Source organism: Agromyces sp. NPDC029043, assembly GCF_055564615.1.
The window spans coordinates 19765-35282 of the sequence record NZ_JBVHVX010000028.1 but is presented as its reverse complement, the minus strand read 5'-3'; the positions used below and the strand labels follow the sequence as shown (position 1 = coordinate 35282).

Sequence of the window (15518 nt, the reverse complement as noted above, 5' to 3'; positions counted from 1 at the left end):
ATTCCGCAACCTCGGCCACTACATCTTGCGGTCACTCATCCACTCCGGCGGCCTGGCACAACACCTCGATGCACTCTGAATCCGGAAGAGCCGGTTTAAGGCCGGACCAACACGCGGCGACGGAGTCGCCGCCAAGTCACCGTTGGTCCGGCCGACCTCCGTCTGGACCGACGAAGAACGAGGGAGCGCAGCGAGCGTTGGTCCGGCCGACCTGCGTCTGGACCGACGAGGAGCCAGCGAGCGCAGCGAGCGGCGCGATGAGGAGGGAAGACGGAGGGCTAAGGCCGGATCAACACGCGGCGACGGAGTCGCCGCCATGTCTCAGCCTCCCGTGGCCTTGAAATCGTCGGGCGAGACGTTGTCGAGGAATTCCTTGAACTTCTCGACCTCGTCCTCGCCGACGGGACCGGATTCCTCGTCACCGTCCTCATCGGGAATCAGGAGTCCGGCTTCGGTGAGGACGGATTCGTCGGCGATGATCGGCACCTCGGCGCGCATGGCGATCGCGATCGAATCGGATGGGCGCGCCGACACGCGCACGTCGTTGGCGAATACGAGTTCGGCGTAGAAGGTGCCCTCCTGCATGTCGACGATGCGCACCTCGACGAGGGTCTGTCCGAATTCGGTGATCAGGTTGACGATGAGATCATGGGTGAGCGGCCGGGGTGGCTCGATGCCCTTCTGCCGCAATGCAATCGACGCCGCCTCGCTCTGGCCGATCCAGATCGGCAGATAGCGATCACCGTCGACCTCACGCAGGAGCAGCACAGGCTGGCTGGCGGGTGGCTCCACCCGGATTCCGACGACCTGCATTTCGCTCATCCCACGAACCTCCCGAAAGCCTCACTCTCGCGTACGGACCGACGCCACGTCGTCGGCGTCGTGGACGAGAGCGTCTTCCCCGACGCTACACCGGGGTGGGCGTGTGTGGCGTTCGAGTCGCCGTGCGGGCGACCCGATGTCAGTCGAGGACGCCGCGGACGGCGGCCTTGACGAGTTGGGTGTGCAGGGTCACCGACAGTGCGGCGATCTCCCGCACGAGTTCCTCGGCACGGTCGCGCGCACCGGTCCCCTTGCCCTTGGCGATGGGATTGGCGATCTGCGCGACGAGACCTGCCTCACGGTCCGCCGACACCTTGAACGCGCGCAGATGCCTGGTTTCGAGGCCGTAGGACGCCAACGCGGCTGCCGCCTCGACGAGACGCACCGCGTCTTCGTCGAAGTATCCGGCGGGGCCCGGCGTCAGCAATCCGTTGCGCTGCAACTCGGTCACGAAGGCCGAGTCAACGGAGGTGCGTTCGATGAGCTGATCGCGCGATACGCGGCCGGCCCGCGCACCGAAGTCGGTGGCGGGTGCGACGGCGCCACGGGCCGAGGACAGCAGCCGGGTGCCACCCGGGCCGACTCCACCGTCGCCGGAGTCGATCGTGTCGAGTTGTTCCTTGATCACCTTGAGCGGCAGATAACGGTCGCGCTGCGCGGTCAGCACGAATCGCAGACGTTCGCAGTCGGCGGTGGTGAACCGCCGGTATCCCGACGGTGCGCGCTCCGGGGTGATCAGTCCCTCGGATTCGAGGAAACGGATCTTGGAGATCGACACATCCGGAAAGTCGTCACGCAGCAGGGCCAGGACGGCGCCGATCGACATCGACGCCTCGTTCCCGGCACCCGGGGACTCCTGTGAACCCCGGCCGCGGGGCTCGTCGCCGCGCTGGCCGGCTGCCGACGACGCCACGGGTCAGGCGCCCGACTCGCCGTCGCGCGGACCACTCAGGAACACCAGACGGAACTTGCCGATCTGGACCTCGTCACCGTTGCTGAGCGCGGCGGTGTCCACCGGCTCACGGTTGACGTAGGTGCCGTTGAGGCTGCCCACGTCGACGACCTGGAAGTCGTTGTCGCCGAGACGGAATTCGGCATGTCGACGGCTCACGGTGACGTCGTCGAGGAAGATGTCGCTGTCGGGGTGCCGACCGGCCGAGGTCGTCGGCTGATCGAGCAGGAAGCGGGAGCCCGCGTTGGGGCCGCGCTTCACGACAAGCAGTGCGGTACCGGGCTGCAGACGCTCCACCCCGGTGTCCGCCGGTTCGCTCGAGGCAGTCGCGCTCGCGTCGAGTTCATTGATGAACTCCTCGCGGAACACCGATGTGGTCTCCACCGGCGCCTCGAAGTCCTTGTCGTTATCGCTCACCACTGCTCCTTCGTCTGTTCCGGGCCGTCCCGATCGGTCGGCCTCCGGCTGACGCACCCGCGCTCAGCGGCCGCACGCGGCGGATTTTCATCGCGTCCGCCGCTACGCCGTGCCCAACCATTCCACTGGTCTAAACCGTACCGTGCTCCACTGTTCGCAAGCCCGCGGGTTCCCTTTCCGGTCACCGATCACGACTTGCTCAGAACTGCTCCCAGCAGCGCTGTGGACCCCATCGATCATAGCGTGAGCGAGGAAGCCCTCAGGGCGCTAATTCGCGTCTGACTCAGCGAATTCGCAGGCCGGCGGACCGTATTTCACCCTTCGGTGATGGCCTTGTAGCCGGCCGCGTCGAGGGTGTCGGCGAGTTGCGCGTCGAGTGCAGCCTCGTCGGCGACGGTGATCTCGGCGAGCCACCCGGCACCGTAGGGGTCGGAGTTCACCAGGTCCGGGCTGGCCTCCAGATCCCCGTTGACCGCGGACACGGTGCCGTCGAGCGGCCCGAAGATGTCGGACACGCTCTTCGTCGACTCGACCTCGGCGAAGGATTCACCGCTGGTCACGTCATCGCCTTCGGCGGGCAACTGCACGAAGACCACGTCGCCGAGCTGATCCTGCGCATAGGCAGTGATACCGACACGCACCGTCGTCGGGGACGTCCGTGACACCCATTCGTGTTCGGCGGTGTACCGCAGGGAATCGGGCACCTCGTTGTCGCTCACGTCTCACCTCTCGTCGTGCCGGTCGGGCTGTCGTCGTCACACATTAGGCCATGCGACCGGCCGACGAGTGCTCAACCCGTGGCATGGTCCGGACCACCAGAATCGTCTGATACCAGTACAGGATGAACGACCACAGATAAAGGCCGACGCCCCAGATCATGAACGCCCAGCCGATCGGGTAGCAGACGGTGCCGAGGACCGAATCGAGTTGTCCCGCAAGCAACCACGGGAACGCACTCATCAACGCGAAGGTCGCGGCCTTACCGATGTAGAGGACCGGCAACGCGAGGATTCCGCGGGAACGCAACAGCGGCGCGGTCGCGAACAGCAGGACATCGCGGGCGATGATCACACCGATCAGCCACCACGGCAGGATCTCCCGGATTCCGAACGCCAACGGGATGATGACGATGTAGAGCCGATCGGCCAGCGGATCGAGCAGCTCCCCCACCCGGGAGTACTGATTCAGCAGGCGCGCGAGCTTGCCGTCGGCCCAGTCGGAGAAGCCGGAGAAGAACAGGATCGCCAGGGCCCACCCGTCGGCCTTCTCGACCACGAGCAACCACACGAAGACGGGGATCAGCAGCAGTCGCAGCACGCTCAGCGCGTTGGGCACCGTGAGTATCCGGCCGTCGGCGGCCCCGGGGCTGCCGGGCGTCGGTGCGTCGGCATTCACCTCATCGCTCACCGGAAGACGCCGATAATGCCCTGCAATGTCTTGGCGCCTCCGGAGGAGAACAGATTGTCGTGGACCATGTACGTCCACGTGGTCGTCGAGCGGTGCTGTCCGGCCGAGCCGAGGTCCACGCCGTCGGCGGTGATCGTCGCCTCGGTGAAGGTGGCGCGTGCGTTGGCGACCGCGTCGACCGGGAGCGTGGTGAACTCCTCGAGGATCAGCTTGTGAAATTCGTCGAGTGGGCTCTGCTTTCCGATGGCGCGCAGGTGGATGCTGGCGCGCACGTCGGAGACGAATTCGAGGTGATCGGCCCAGGCGCGGTCGAGATGGAACAGCATGATCTCGCGTGCGGCCTGGCTCAGTACCGATTCCTCGATGCCCGCCTCGGTGAGTTCGGTGTACCGCTCGGGTTCGAGATCGGCGAGTTCCTCGCGGGCGGTGTCGGTCGTGAGGATCGCCATCCGACGTCGCACGACGATGTCGCGCTGCTCGTTGACGAGCTTGTTGTACCGCCAGGTGTTGGCGTGCAGTTCGAGCATCACGCCCTCGGCGATGCGCTGGGCCTGCTCGATGAGGTCAATGCCCTTGGCGCCCATCGAACCGTCCTCGTTCGGTGACACCGGATCACGTTTGAACGCGAGATTGCGGGTGACCACCGGGTCCTCGAGGCTGGAGAAGAATACCGATCGGCCCGGGTCGCCCTGACGTCCCGCGCGGCCCCGGAGCTGACTGTCCAGACGTTCGGTGTCGTGGCGACCGGTGCCGACGACACACAGGCCGCCGAGTTCGACGACCTCGTCGCGGGCGGTGTCGTCGTCTTTGGAGCCGCCGAGCCGGATATCGGTTCCGCGACCCGCCATCTGAGTGGAGACGGTGACCGCGCCGCGGGCACCGGCCTCGGCGATGATCGCGGCCTCCTCGGCGTCGTTCTTCGCATTGAGGACCACCGACGGGACACCCGCCTTCTCCAGGAAGTAGGCGAGCTCCTCGGACTGCGCGACGTCGTGGGTGCCGATCAGGATCGGCTGGCCGGTCTCGTGGATCTCCTTGACGTACTCGACGATGGCCTCGACCTTGTTGGCCTTGGTGTCATAGACCCGATCGGCCTCGTCGATGCGAATGCTGGCGGCGTTCGGAGGGATCTGCGAGACCCGCAGTCCGTAGAACTGTCGGAACTGCTCGCCCGCGGCGAGGGCGGTACCGGTCATCCCGCAGACGATCGGGTAGCGGCCGATGAGCGCCTGCACGGTGATGTTGTCGATGACCTCGCCGGGATCGGTCTGGGCGAGACCCTCCTTGATCTCCACCGCGGCCTGGACGCCGTCGGGCCAGCGCTGCAACTGTGCGACGCGTCCGCGCGAGGCGTTGATGAGGTGCACTCCGCCGTCACGGACGATGTAGTGCACGTCCCGATCGAGCAGGTAATAGGCGTGCATGGCGATGTTGACGTGGACCAGTGTGGTGCCGACATGCTCTTCGTCGTAGAGATCGATGCCGCCGAGCTCTTCCTCCACGAAAGCCGCGCCCTCGTCGGTGAGGGTCACGTTGCGACCTTCGGCGTCGATCTCGTAGTGCTTGTTCTTCAGCCGCGCGACGACCTCGTGGATCGCCTGATCGGGAACCTCGCTCTCCGTGGATCCCGCGAGCACCAGCGGGATCAGCGCCTCGTCGACGAGGACCGAGTCGGCCTCGTCGATGATGGCCACATCGGGGTTGGGCGAGACGAGATCGTCGGCGGAGGTCGCGAGCTGATCGCGCAGCACGTCGAAACCGATCTCGTTCACGGATGCGTAGGTGACATCGGCGATGTAGGCGGCCTTGCGCTCGGCGCGGCTGGAGTTCTCCGAGATGGACGCGCTCTCCAGACCGAAGGCGGTGAACAGCGGTCCCATCCACTCGGCGTCGCGGCCGGCGAGGTAATCGTTGACCGAGATCACGTGGACATGGTGGCCACCCAGGGCGAACCCGACCGCTGCGATCGCGCCGGCCAAGGTCTTGCCCTCACCGGTGGCCATCTCGACGACGTCGCCCTCGAGCAGCCGCAGCGCACCCTGCAGCTGAACGTCGAACGGCCGCAGGCCGATCGCGCGGTCGGCGGCCTCGCGGGCCAGCGCCAGGAACTTCGCGCGGTCGGTCGTCGACTCGAGGTCGAGTTCCTGGGCCGTCGCGGGGATGTCCGCGTCGGCGACGTCCGCCGCCCACGACGTGTATTCGTCGGCGTCGGCGATGAGCGACACCGACTTCGACTGGTTCCTGGTGCTCTGCGAACCCAGGAGCCGCCACATGCTGTTCGTCAGCTTTCCCACCGAGTGATCTCCCTCAAGCATGGACGCCCGGCCGCGCGGCAGCGGGCATGAATTTTCTCGCCGTCCACGGTACGCGTCCGCTTTCCTGTCCGATCTGGCGCCACTAGGATCCCCAGCAGGATCGACCCAGACGGGTGACCCACAGGCGAGGGGAATCAGGTGAACCGCACCAGCAGATTGCTCCGCATCCTCATTGCCGGTGTCGCGATCGGTCTCGGTGTCGGCATCGGCGCCGGCAATCCGTGGTGGGCGGCTCTCGCCTTCGGTGTGCCGCTGGTCGTCGTCGGGGTCGTGGTGTTGCCACACGCCACCCGGACCTCGGAGATCCCGCCGCTGCGCCGCGGTGCGTCGACGCATTCGGTGCCCGCCCGGATCGAGGCGGTCACCCGTTCCACCCTTGCCGGTGATCTCGAACCCCGCATCGCTGCCGCCGTGCCCGCCGCCGATCGGCAGCCGACGCTGGTGACCGCCATGATCACGCCGCGTGACGACACCGCGTACCGCAGCAGATGGCTGACGACGACCAGCATCGCCGAAGCCCGCGATCTCATCGGATCACCGCACATCGATCTGCCGCCTGTCGATCTGCCCGACCGGAGCGAACTCACACCGGAGTTCGGGGATCGGCCCGGTTGGGCGGCGATGGCCTATCCACTCGCGGGGCTCGCGATCGCCGCCACCGTGACTTTCGCGATCCCCGCGTCGGTGTGGCAGGTCAGCGGCGGTTCGTCGTCGACATCGTTCTTGCCCTCGTGGAGCCACGACGACGAGTCGCCGGCCGACATCGTCGCGTCACTCGACGATCGCCGCGACGAGTTGATCGAGCAGATCAATGCGCTCGGTCCCGGTGCGGCCGACCGACTGCTGTCGGTCGATTTCGACGTCGACGGCACGACTCGCGCGCAGGTGTACGTCGCGACCTCCGGTGAGGCCACCTCGCTGTACCGCTCGTCGTCGGGTGAATGGCAGGACCCGACCACCGCACCCACCCCGATGCGTGCCGCCGATACGTTCACGGTCGCCGACATCAGCGGCGCCGATCTCCCCCATCTTGTCGACGCGATGATGACGCAGGCTCGCGAGTCCGATGACGACGCCGACTTCGTCAGCCTGGAGATGCGACGGTCGACGCGCGACGCTCCGCTGGCCTGGACGGGTGAGTTCGGCGAGGCACCCATCGGCGATGTGTCCATTCAGGCCCGCCCCGACGGCACCGTCGCCGACATGTTCTCGCCCGGCGACTTCGACGCGGCATTCGCTGCGGCGCGCGCTGCACTCGCCGAGGCGCAACTCGACGCGCGGGCGGCGGTGTTGACCCGCTTCGAGATACGAGGAACGGTCCCGGCGACACCGATCATCTTCGCGGGCTCGATCCAGAACAGTGGAGGCGTCCTGATGGACTACTCCGCGGCGCGACGCTCGGGATCGATCGTCGTCGTCCCGGGGAGTTTCCCGGAGATCAGTGATCGCGTCTCTGCCGGTCCCGGGTACGGCGACTTCGCCTTCGACGACGTCTCCCAGCAGGTGTTCGAGTCCGTGCGCACGCAGGCCATGGCGCGCGGATCCGTCGACGCCTTCGACCGCGATGCCGTCGACATCATGATGTGGAACACCTTCCAGGACGACGATCGCCTGGTCATCCTCATCCAGATGGCCAACGCGGATGCCGCGTCGGGGACCTACACGCCGGCCGGGGTGTTCCTCGAACCGGGCACGCGTTGAGCGCGCACCCAACAGGTCAGGTCACCCGGCGTCCCGGGGTTTGATGCCGCGCCAGGCACGGTCGAGTGCGCGGACCGCCTGCTGATAGGCATCGGCGCGGGAGCGGTCGCCCGGATAGTCCGCGGTGCGGCGCATCTCGGCCTCGTCGAGGGCTTCGTGGAAGGTCTGAACCGTTCGACTGCTGATATCGGTGCCGTCGGGATGGCGCAGCGGGGTCTCGGGGTCCATCTCGAAGGCGGCGTACTCGCGCAGGATGGCGTCATGATCGGCGGTGACGGCCTCCCACAGACGGCGCGCAGCCTGCTCACTGCCGGCGTCGGAGATTCTCGGCCCGGTGATGCCGCTCGACGCGGACACCGTCGCAGCGTCGTGGGCAGCGGTCGGGGACGGACGCTCGAGGCGGGCGAGGACTGTCTGCATCGCGGGATCGCCGGCGATGACCGGCACCAACCACGAGTCCTCGGCGCCGTCGTCGAGGAAGGTGAGGCGGACGGCGGGTAACCCGGCGATCCGGAGATCGCGGGCGTACTGACCCGACATCGGTGACGTGTGTCCGAGGATCGGCGCGTCCGTCACCTCCGCGAGCTGATCGACGCGATAATTCTCCACCCCGTGGCGTTCACTGCCGATGTGGACGGTGTCGCCCTGTATCCCGATCGTCACCGCACCGCGAGAACGAAATCTGTACGCGCCCAACGCAATCAGACCGGTGCCGAGCAGTGCCAGCACGAGGAGGGCGGCCATCCGGGGTTCGTCGACGACGACGCGCGCGGCCACCAACGCCAGGAGCGCCGCGCCGAGCAGCACCCAGCCGATCATCCGCAGTGCCCGGTGCGTGCCGTCGAGGAATTCCATGCGACTGGTGACCGCGACATCCGATGTCGACGTTTGTGCCATCAACCCACCTCTTTCGCGACCGTCGTCGGCTAGCTTTGTCGACATGTCGTCGACCCTCGCCGTCGCCCATGGCCTGCGCACCAGCTTACGACGCGGCGTCCGCCCCGGACTGATTCTCACCGCAGGTGTGGTGCTGCTGATGACCTCCGGATGCGCCGACGAATCAACGGCGCACTCCCCCGCGCCGTCGTCGCCGTCGACGCCGTCGGCATCGGTCGGCGCCGACTCCCTTGTCGGGCAGAGCTTCTCCTCGACGGCGGTGACGGGGACGCCGATCCCCGGCGGCGGACCATTCGAGATCACCTTCCCCGAAGGCGGTCGCGTCAGCATGACCGCGGGCTGCAACCGGCACATCGGCGGCGTGCGGATCGACGGCGACACGATGACCTTCACCCAGCTGGCCGCCACCATGATGGCCTGCCCGCCGCCACGTGATACTGCCGACACCTGGGTCACAGACCTGACCGACGGCCCGGTGAAGTGGCAGCGTGAAGGTCAGGAACTGACGTTGTCCGATGGCACCACCACGGTGACCCTGTCACCGACGAAGTGACGCGGCCCGCCGGCTCCGGACCGACCGGTACCATCCGACGGCGCTCCACCGACGGCTCGCCGACACGAGGAACGAGGACCAGATGACCGACCTGACACCTGCCGTGGTGACCGTGACCGGGGCCGCGGGCAACATCGGATACGCCGCTCTCTTCCGCATCGCCGCCGGTGCGATGCTCGGGCACGATCAGCCCGTCGCCCTCCGTCTGCTCGAACTCCCCCACGCGATCTCCGCGGCCGAGGGCACCGCGATGGAACTCGACGACGGGGCGTTCGAGTTGATGGACTCGGTGGACATCTTCGACAACGCCCGCGATGCCTTCGCCGGCGCGAACTACGCGCTGCTGATCGGCGCGAAGCCACGCAGCAAGGGTATGGAGCGAGCCGATCTGCTGGCCGCGAACGCCGCGATCTTCGCCGAGCAGGGCTCGGTACTCAACGAGGCCGCGGCCGACGATCTGCGGGTCATCGTCGTGGGCAATCCGGCGAACACGAACGCGGCGATCGCGTCGATGAACGCCCCCGACATCCCCGCCGAGCGGTTCACCGCGTTGACACGTCTCGATCACAACCGCGCGATCGGGCAGCTCGCCCGTCACACCGGTGCCGCGGTGCGTGACATCAGCCGGGTCTCGGTGTGGGGCAATCATTCCGCGACGCAGTACCCCGACATCTTCCACGCGAAGGTGGGTGACCGCGGCGGCGCCGAGATCGCCGAGGATCGCGACTGGCTCGTCAACGACTTCATCCCGACGGTCGCCAACCGCGGTACCGCGATCATCGAGGCGCGCGGGGCGTCGTCGGCGGCATCGGCGGCCAATGGCGCCATCGATCATGTGCACGACTGGGTCCTGGGTACCCCCGAAGGTGACTGGACCTCCGCGGCGCTGCCGTCGCCCGGGGTGTACGGCATCCCTGAAGGCATCGTCAGTTCGTTCCCGGTGCGGGCCGTCGACGGTCGCTGGGAGATCGTGGACGGTCTCGACATCAACGAGTTCTCGCGTGAGCGCATCGACGCCTCGGTGGCCGAACTGCAACGCGAGATCGAGGCGGTCAAAGCGCTGTCCTGACCCACGGGGCGGGGTCGGGCACCGTAAACTCGATCCATGTCGAAGAAGACCAAGGGCGACAAGACGTCCGAGTCGAAGAAGCCCAACAAGATTCCCAGCAAGGTCTACGAGGCCGAACTGTTCCGCCTGCAGACCGAGTTGGTGAAACTCCAGGAGTGGGTGCGCGCGTCCGGCTCCCGCGTCGTCGTCGTCTTCGAGGGTCGCGACGCGGCGGGCAAGGGCGGCACCATCAAGCGGCTCACCGAGTACCTGAGCCCGCGCGTCGCCCGCGTCGCCGCCCTGCCCGCACCCACCGACCGGGAACGTGGGCAGTGGTATTACCAGCGCTACGTCTCGCACCTGCCCGCTCCCGGGGAGATCGTCGTCTTCGACCGGTCGTGGTACAACCGTGCCGGAGTCGAGAAGGTGATGGGTTTCTGCACACCCGAGGAGCACACGCGGTTCCTCCGGCAGACCCCGATCTTCGAGCAGATGCTCATCGACGACGGCATCCTGCTGCGCAAGTACTGGTTCTCCGTCTCCGACGACGAGCAGCTCCGCCGCTTCCGTGCACGTCTCAATGATCCTGTGCGCCAATGGAAGCTGAGCCCCATGGATCTCGAGTCGGTCTACCGCTGGGAGGATTACTCGCGCGCCAAGGACGAGATGATGGTTCATACCGATACCGCGATGAGCCCCTGGTACGTGGTCGAGTCCGACATCAAGAAGCACGCCCGGCTGAACATGATCGCGCATCTGCTCTCCACCATCGAGTACGAGGAGGTGCCGCTGCCCGTCGTCGAACTGCCCAAGAAGCCGATCGATTCGGGGAACTACCGACGCCCGCCGCGCTCGCTGTCGAAGTACGTCCCCGATCACGTGACAGCACTGATGGGTGATCAGGGCTGAAGGCCGGAGTGACACAGCTCGCCCATCACGCCGGGTGTGTCCGATGCCGCGGCACCTCCCTCGCCCGACGCGCCGCCGGCTACGACGAGGTCATCTACCTCATCGCGCCGACGGGATTCCCGAATTACGGCGACGAGGTCATCGCCCGGGCGTGGCTCACGCATCTGGCGCTGACCCGCCCACGGGCGACCGTGGTACTCGACTGCTACGGCCCGGGACAGGCCTGTCTGCTGCTGCGCGATGTGCACCCGAGGGCGCTGTTCGTCGACACGCTGTGGCAGTTGATGCAGTTCGCGAATCATGTCGACCCCGAAGAGTCCGGTGACACAGCCGATCCGGACAGTGTCGATCCGGACAGTGTCGATCCCGGCGTACCGGATCCGGGCGCCCTCGATCCCGCAGCCCTCGATCCCGCTGCCCTTGCTCCGGCTGCCCTCGATCCCGCAGCCCTCGATCCCGCAGCACCGTGGGAATGGGTTGCGCGCGCCGCGACCGATCCGGGCCTCGCCCCACGCCTGGCCGAGGGCATCGATCTCCTCGGCCGCGCGTCGACCCTGCATTTCCTCGGTGGCGGCTACCTCAACCGGATCTGGCCCGAGCGTGCGTCGCTGGTGATCGCGGCCGCGGAGGTGGCCCGCGGATCCGGGGCGCGGCTCGTCGCCACCGGGCAGGGTCTGATCCCGCGGGTCGAGGGCGAGATCTGGGCGCCGCTGGCGCGGGCACTGGAGTCGTTCACCGTGCTCGACGTCCGGGACCGCGAGTCGGCCCGGCTGTTCGAGGATCGTCGACCGGTGTTGGAAACCGGGGACGACGCATGGCTGACCCTGGCACCGCACATCTCCCGACGCCACCCCACCTACGCGCCCGTCGCGGGCGCGGCGTCGAACGGCGGTGTGATCCTGTGTCTGCAGGGCGATCTCACCGAGGACTTCGAGTCCGGCGGGCTGCGGGGCCCGGCGGCGATGGCCGACTACGTCGCGCGCATCCTGGATGCGTGGGAGGTCCCGGGCGAGGCGGTCACCGTGATCGAGGGCATTCCCGGGATCGACTTTCAGGTGCCGGCACTGCTGGGGGATCGAATTGCGGGCTGCAGGGTCATCCCCCTGCAGGAGATGTGGCGGCGCGGCCTTCCGGCAGGTGCGGGTCAGACGTGGATCAGCACGCGCTTCCATCCGCATCTGCTCGCCGCCGCGGCGGGCGACTCGGGTGTGGCGATCGCCACGAGGGCCGACTACTACTCGATCAAACACAAGCTGCTCACCGACGTCGGATCACAGTGGACGGTGGTCAGTGACTCGAGCACGGTTCCGGAGCGTCCGACGGCGGGCGGCGTCGGTTCCGACGACCGGACGCTGGCGATCACCACCAAAACCGCTTTGGCACAAGCCCTGTATCCGCATTGGCCACGCCGACTGCGGTGAGACTGTTGCGCTGAGGTCATGGCCCACGAACCGTCCTCCACCGAAGGCCCCCCGTACGGAGCTACGACCCCGCTCCCGGGTGGTTTGTGGGGTCCCGCTCGATGATTCCGGCTGCCTCGGCGACCTCCCGGTACGCGCCGGCCAGCGAATCGACGGTCTCGTGGGCATTGAGCCCGCTCGGGTTCGGCACCACCCAGAGTTGCGCGCCGCCCAGAGTCCCCGGTTGCCGGCCCGGGGTGGCGGCGCGCTCACGAAAGGCGGTGCGGTAGGCGGTGATTCCCAGGATCGCGACCACCGCCGGACCGATGCGCGCCACTTTCGCGCGGAGCACCTCGCCGCCCGCGAGCAACTCCTCGCGGGTCAACTCCGCGGCGTTCGCCGTGGCGCGCGCGACGATGTTGGTGATTCCAATTCCCCTGTGCAGCAACATCTCTCGATCAGCGTCGGACATCCCCGACGACGCGTCGATGCGATGCGGGGTGATACCCGCGGCGGCGAGCGCCGGGTAGAAACGATTGCCGGGCCGCGCGAAATGCGCGCCGGTCGCGGCCGTCCACAGTCCGGGATTGATCCCGACGAACAGCAGCCGACAGCCGGGACCGATCAGATCGTCGACCTCGGTGCCCCGCAGTGCGGCGAGTTCACCGCGGGTGAAGCCCACTACGCGTGATCGCCGGAGATGCAGAACAGGTTGCCGTCGGGGTCGGCGAGGGTGACCCAGCGGAATCCGTCGAGGTCATGCTCGGCGACGAGCGTCGCGCCGACCGCGGTGAGGCGCGCGACCTCGGCGTCGCGATCGGCGGTCACCAGATCGAGGTGCATCCGATTCTTGCCCGGCGTCGGATCGTCGACCTTCTGGAAAGCCAGACGCGGACTTCCCTCGCCGAGGGACACGACGACGAAGAATCCCTCGTTCTCCGCGATGATCGCGCCTGCCGTCTGCTCGGCCCACCACTGCGCGAGCGGGAGTGGATCGGTGGTGTCGACGGTGATCATGCCCACGGATACAGTCATGCATTCAACCTAGCGTGAACGCCGGTGCCGACGGCCGTGTGGTGCAGGCATAGGATCGCTGCATCATGGCTTCCGACGAGCGCAGCACCGCATCGACCCTGACGCTGGGCCGTTATCTCGGACGAGTCGGGCTGCCCGCCACCACGCCGCTCACCGTGGATCCGGCCACGTTGTCGACGGTGGTCCGCGCCCATGTCCGCCACATCCCGTTCGAGGGCATCGATCCGCTGCTGGGCATCCCTGTCTCGGATCTCGGCACGGATGCGCTGGCGCGCAAGCTCGTCGAGAGTCGTCGGGGCGGTTTCTGCTACGAGCACAACGGTCTCATGCAGGATGTCCTGCGCGCGATCGGCTTCGATGTCGTCGCCCTCGCGGGCCGGGTCGTCTGGCAGCGTGAGCCCGTTCCGCTGCCCGCGGAAACCCATCAGTTACTCAGTGTCGGTATACCCGGCGAGGGAGCGCGGCACCTCGTCGACGTCGGGTTCGGCGGTCTCACTCCACCGAATCCACTCCTGTTCGAGGTGAGCACCGAGCAGCCGACCGACCTGGAGTCCTACCGCGTCACGATTGTCGACGACGCGACGCCGGTACCGACCGGGCATACGCGGCTCATCACCTACGCGATGGAGGCATTCGTCGCCGGCAGATGGCAGGCGATCTACCGCTTCACCGACGTCCCGCGACCTCCCATCGATTCGGTCGCCGGAAGTTGGTTCGCCTCAACGCATCCCACATCGCGCTTCGTGTCCGGTCTGACAGCGGCAGCCGTGTCCGAGGCGGGCCGGATCAATCTGCGCGGCCGTCACCTCGTGGAACATGGCGTCGACGGCACCACCCGCAAGACCACATTGGACTCGGCGAGCGCCGTCATCGATGTGTTGGAGCAACAATTCGACATCGCCGCCGCCGACGTCCCCGGACTCCCGGCACGGATCGCCGACGTGCTCGACGCCTGATCCGCGGGCCGGGTACCGCGGGTGGAAAACTCAGGTGGCCCTGGAGAATTCGGATGCCCGCGCGACCTGATCCGGAGTGATCGCCACACCGGTGTACCGCTCGAACTGTCGCGCGGCCTGCAGCGCGATGACCTCGGCACCGGTGATCACCGGGCGCCCGACCGATCGGGCTTCACGGATCAGCGGGTCTCCGCGGGGAATGCGACGACATCGAAGACGGTCGACGCCGCCGCGATCGCCTCCGGCGCGAAGGACAGGACATTCTCGTCCGCGCCGGCCATCCCCAGCGGGGTGACGTTGACGATGATGGAGTCCGACGGAGCGGGGTCGGCGTCGACATGTCGGTAGCCGTACTTGTCGGCGAGCGCCGATCCGGTCTCGACGTTGCGGGCGAGGACCGTCAGATCGTCGAATCCGGCACCACGGAATGCGGCGACGACCGCCTTGGCCATGCCGCCTGCCCCACGCACGACGACCGGGGTCGCCGCGTCCAGGCGATGCTCGTCGATGAGCGCGGCGATCGCCTCGTAGTCGGTGTTGGACGCCGAGAGCCGGCCATCGTCGTTGACGATGGTGTTGATCGACTCGATGGCCGCCGCCGATTCCTCGATCTCGTCGACGAGCGGGATGACCGCTTCTTTGAACGGCATCGACACCGAACAGCCACGGATACCCAGCGCGCGCACACCGCTGATCGCGGCGACGATGTCGTCGGTCGTGAACGCCTTGTAGATGAAGTTCAGCCCGAGCTCGTCATAGAGGAAATTGTGGAAACGGGTACCGATGTTCGACGGCCGTCCCGCCAGCGAGATGCACAGCGTCATGTCCTTGTTGAGGATGGGCATGAATTCATCCTAGGTGCGGCCGGCCGGCGGACCGTCGCGGAGGGCGGCGAGCCCGGAATCAACCGGGTACGACGACGGCTGCGGCCACCGGTGGCGCCGGTGCCGACGCCGGTGGAGCGACGACGACTGCGGCACCGGCCGCGACCGTGACGAAAATGCCCGCGAGAACCACGCGTAGTCCGGAGTCGCTCCGACGATCAGCCATGACACTCATCCTTCACCTGAGGCAGTTGTGACAGATGTGACAAGTGTGGCGAGGAT

At 67.3% G+C, this 15518-nt stretch carries 16 protein-coding genes and 1 pseudogene; 6 read left to right on the top strand and 11 right to left on the bottom strand.

Annotated elements, in window-relative coordinates; all coding sequences use genetic code 11:
* Window positions 1-321: 321 nt before the first annotated feature.
* The 6 genes from ACZ4TW_RS22490 to secA2 form a co-directional block, all read right to left on the bottom strand.
* The gene (locus ACZ4TW_RS22490; protein ID WP_465546560.1) at window positions 322-822 is read right to left on the bottom strand and encodes a bifunctional nuclease family protein; all 501 of its coding nucleotides are present in this window, start codon (window positions 820-822) and stop codon (window positions 322-324) included.
* 139 nt (window positions 823-961) lie between these two features.
* On the bottom strand, window positions 962-1648 hold the full coding sequence (gene ftsR / locus ACZ4TW_RS22485) for a transcriptional regulator FtsR (RefSeq protein ID WP_465546558.1): 687 nt from the start codon (window positions 1646-1648) through the stop codon (window positions 962-964).
* Between the two features lie 90 nt (window positions 1649-1738).
* On the bottom strand, window positions 1739-2194 hold the full coding sequence (garA, locus tag ACZ4TW_RS22480) for a glycogen accumulation regulator GarA (protein WP_465546556.1): 456 nt from the start codon (window positions 2192-2194) through the stop codon (window positions 1739-1741).
* A gap of 311 nt (window positions 2195-2505) precedes the next feature.
* Window positions 2506-2910, bottom strand: a complete 405-nt coding sequence (gene gcvH, locus ACZ4TW_RS22475) for a glycine cleavage system protein GcvH (protein WP_465546554.1) — start codon at window positions 2908-2910, stop codon at window positions 2506-2508.
* A gap of 43 nt (window positions 2911-2953) precedes the next feature.
* On the bottom strand, window positions 2954-3598 hold the full coding sequence (locus ACZ4TW_RS22470; protein WP_465546552.1) for a CDP-alcohol phosphatidyltransferase family protein: 645 nt from the start codon (window positions 3596-3598) through the stop codon (window positions 2954-2956).
* A complete protein-coding gene (gene secA2, locus ACZ4TW_RS22465; RefSeq protein WP_465546550.1) occupies window positions 3595-5892 on the bottom strand; it encodes an accessory Sec system translocase SecA2 in 2298 nt (765 codons plus the stop codon). Before secA2 ends, ACZ4TW_RS22470 begins: the two co-directional genes overlap by 4 nt.
* A 159-nt stretch (window positions 5893-6051) precedes the next feature.
* Between secA2 and ACZ4TW_RS22460 the strand changes: the two genes are divergently transcribed.
* The gene (locus ACZ4TW_RS22460; protein ID WP_465546548.1) at window positions 6052-7614 is read left to right on the top strand and encodes a hypothetical protein; all 1563 of its coding nucleotides are present in this window, start codon (window positions 6052-6054) and stop codon (window positions 7612-7614) included.
* A 21-nt stretch (window positions 7615-7635) separates the two neighbouring features.
* Here the strand turns inward: ACZ4TW_RS22460 and ACZ4TW_RS22455 are convergent, their stop codons facing one another.
* The gene (locus ACZ4TW_RS22455; RefSeq protein ID WP_465546546.1) at window positions 7636-8511 is read right to left on the bottom strand and encodes a hypothetical protein; all 876 of its coding nucleotides are present in this window, start codon (window positions 8509-8511) and stop codon (window positions 7636-7638) included.
* On the opposite strand from ACZ4TW_RS22455, the gene ACZ4TW_RS22450 reads away from it, so the two are divergent.
* From ACZ4TW_RS22450 to ACZ4TW_RS22435, 4 genes are all read left to right on the top strand, one after another.
* Entirely contained in the window at window positions 8477-9064 is a 588-nt protein-coding gene (locus tag ACZ4TW_RS22450; protein ID WP_465546544.1) for an META domain-containing protein, read from the top strand. The genes ACZ4TW_RS22455 and ACZ4TW_RS22450 overlap by 35 nt on opposite strands.
* An 82-nt stretch (window positions 9065-9146) precedes the next feature.
* On the top strand, window positions 9147-10133 hold the full coding sequence (locus ACZ4TW_RS22445; protein WP_465546542.1) for a malate dehydrogenase: 987 nt from the start codon (window positions 9147-9149) through the stop codon (window positions 10131-10133).
* Between the two features lie 36 nt (window positions 10134-10169).
* On the top strand, window positions 10170-11021 hold the full coding sequence (gene ppk2 / locus ACZ4TW_RS22440) for a polyphosphate kinase 2 (protein WP_465546540.1): 852 nt from the start codon (window positions 10170-10172) through the stop codon (window positions 11019-11021).
* Window positions 11022-11029: 8 nt separating this feature from the next.
* Window positions 11030-12442 carry a polysaccharide pyruvyl transferase family protein gene (locus ACZ4TW_RS22435; RefSeq protein WP_465546539.1) on the top strand — a complete coding sequence of 471 codons (1413 nt, stop codon included), beginning with the start codon at window positions 11030-11032 and terminating at the stop codon, window positions 12440-12442.
* A gap of 61 nt (window positions 12443-12503) precedes the next feature.
* Here the strand turns inward: ACZ4TW_RS22435 and mug are convergent, their stop codons facing one another.
* Both mug and ACZ4TW_RS22425 read right to left on the bottom strand, forming a co-directional pair.
* Window positions 12504-13103, bottom strand: a complete 600-nt coding sequence (gene mug, locus ACZ4TW_RS22430) for a G/U mismatch-specific DNA glycosylase (RefSeq protein ID WP_465546537.1) — start codon at window positions 13101-13103, stop codon at window positions 12504-12506.
* The gene (locus tag ACZ4TW_RS22425) at window positions 13103-13456 is read right to left on the bottom strand and encodes a VOC family protein (protein ID WP_465546535.1); all 354 of its coding nucleotides are present in this window, start codon (window positions 13454-13456) and stop codon (window positions 13103-13105) included. The genes mug and ACZ4TW_RS22425 overlap by 1 nt, the downstream gene beginning before the upstream one ends.
* A gap of 65 nt (window positions 13457-13521) precedes the next feature.
* Between ACZ4TW_RS22425 and ACZ4TW_RS22420 the strand changes: the two genes are divergently transcribed.
* Entirely contained in the window at window positions 13522-14412 is an 891-nt protein-coding gene (locus tag ACZ4TW_RS22420) for an arylamine N-acetyltransferase family protein (protein WP_465546533.1), read from the top strand.
* Window positions 14413-14442: 30 nt separating this feature from the next.
* Here ACZ4TW_RS22420 and ACZ4TW_RS22415 read toward each other — a convergent pair.
* Both ACZ4TW_RS22415 and ACZ4TW_RS22410 read right to left on the bottom strand, forming a co-directional pair.
* Window positions 14443-15257: pseudogene (locus ACZ4TW_RS22415) on the bottom strand (shikimate 5-dehydrogenase).
* Between the two features lie 58 nt (window positions 15258-15315).
* Entirely contained in the window at window positions 15316-15462 is a 147-nt protein-coding gene (locus ACZ4TW_RS22410; protein WP_465546531.1) for a hypothetical protein, read from the bottom strand.
* Between the last annotated feature and the right edge of the window lie 56 nt (window positions 15463-15518).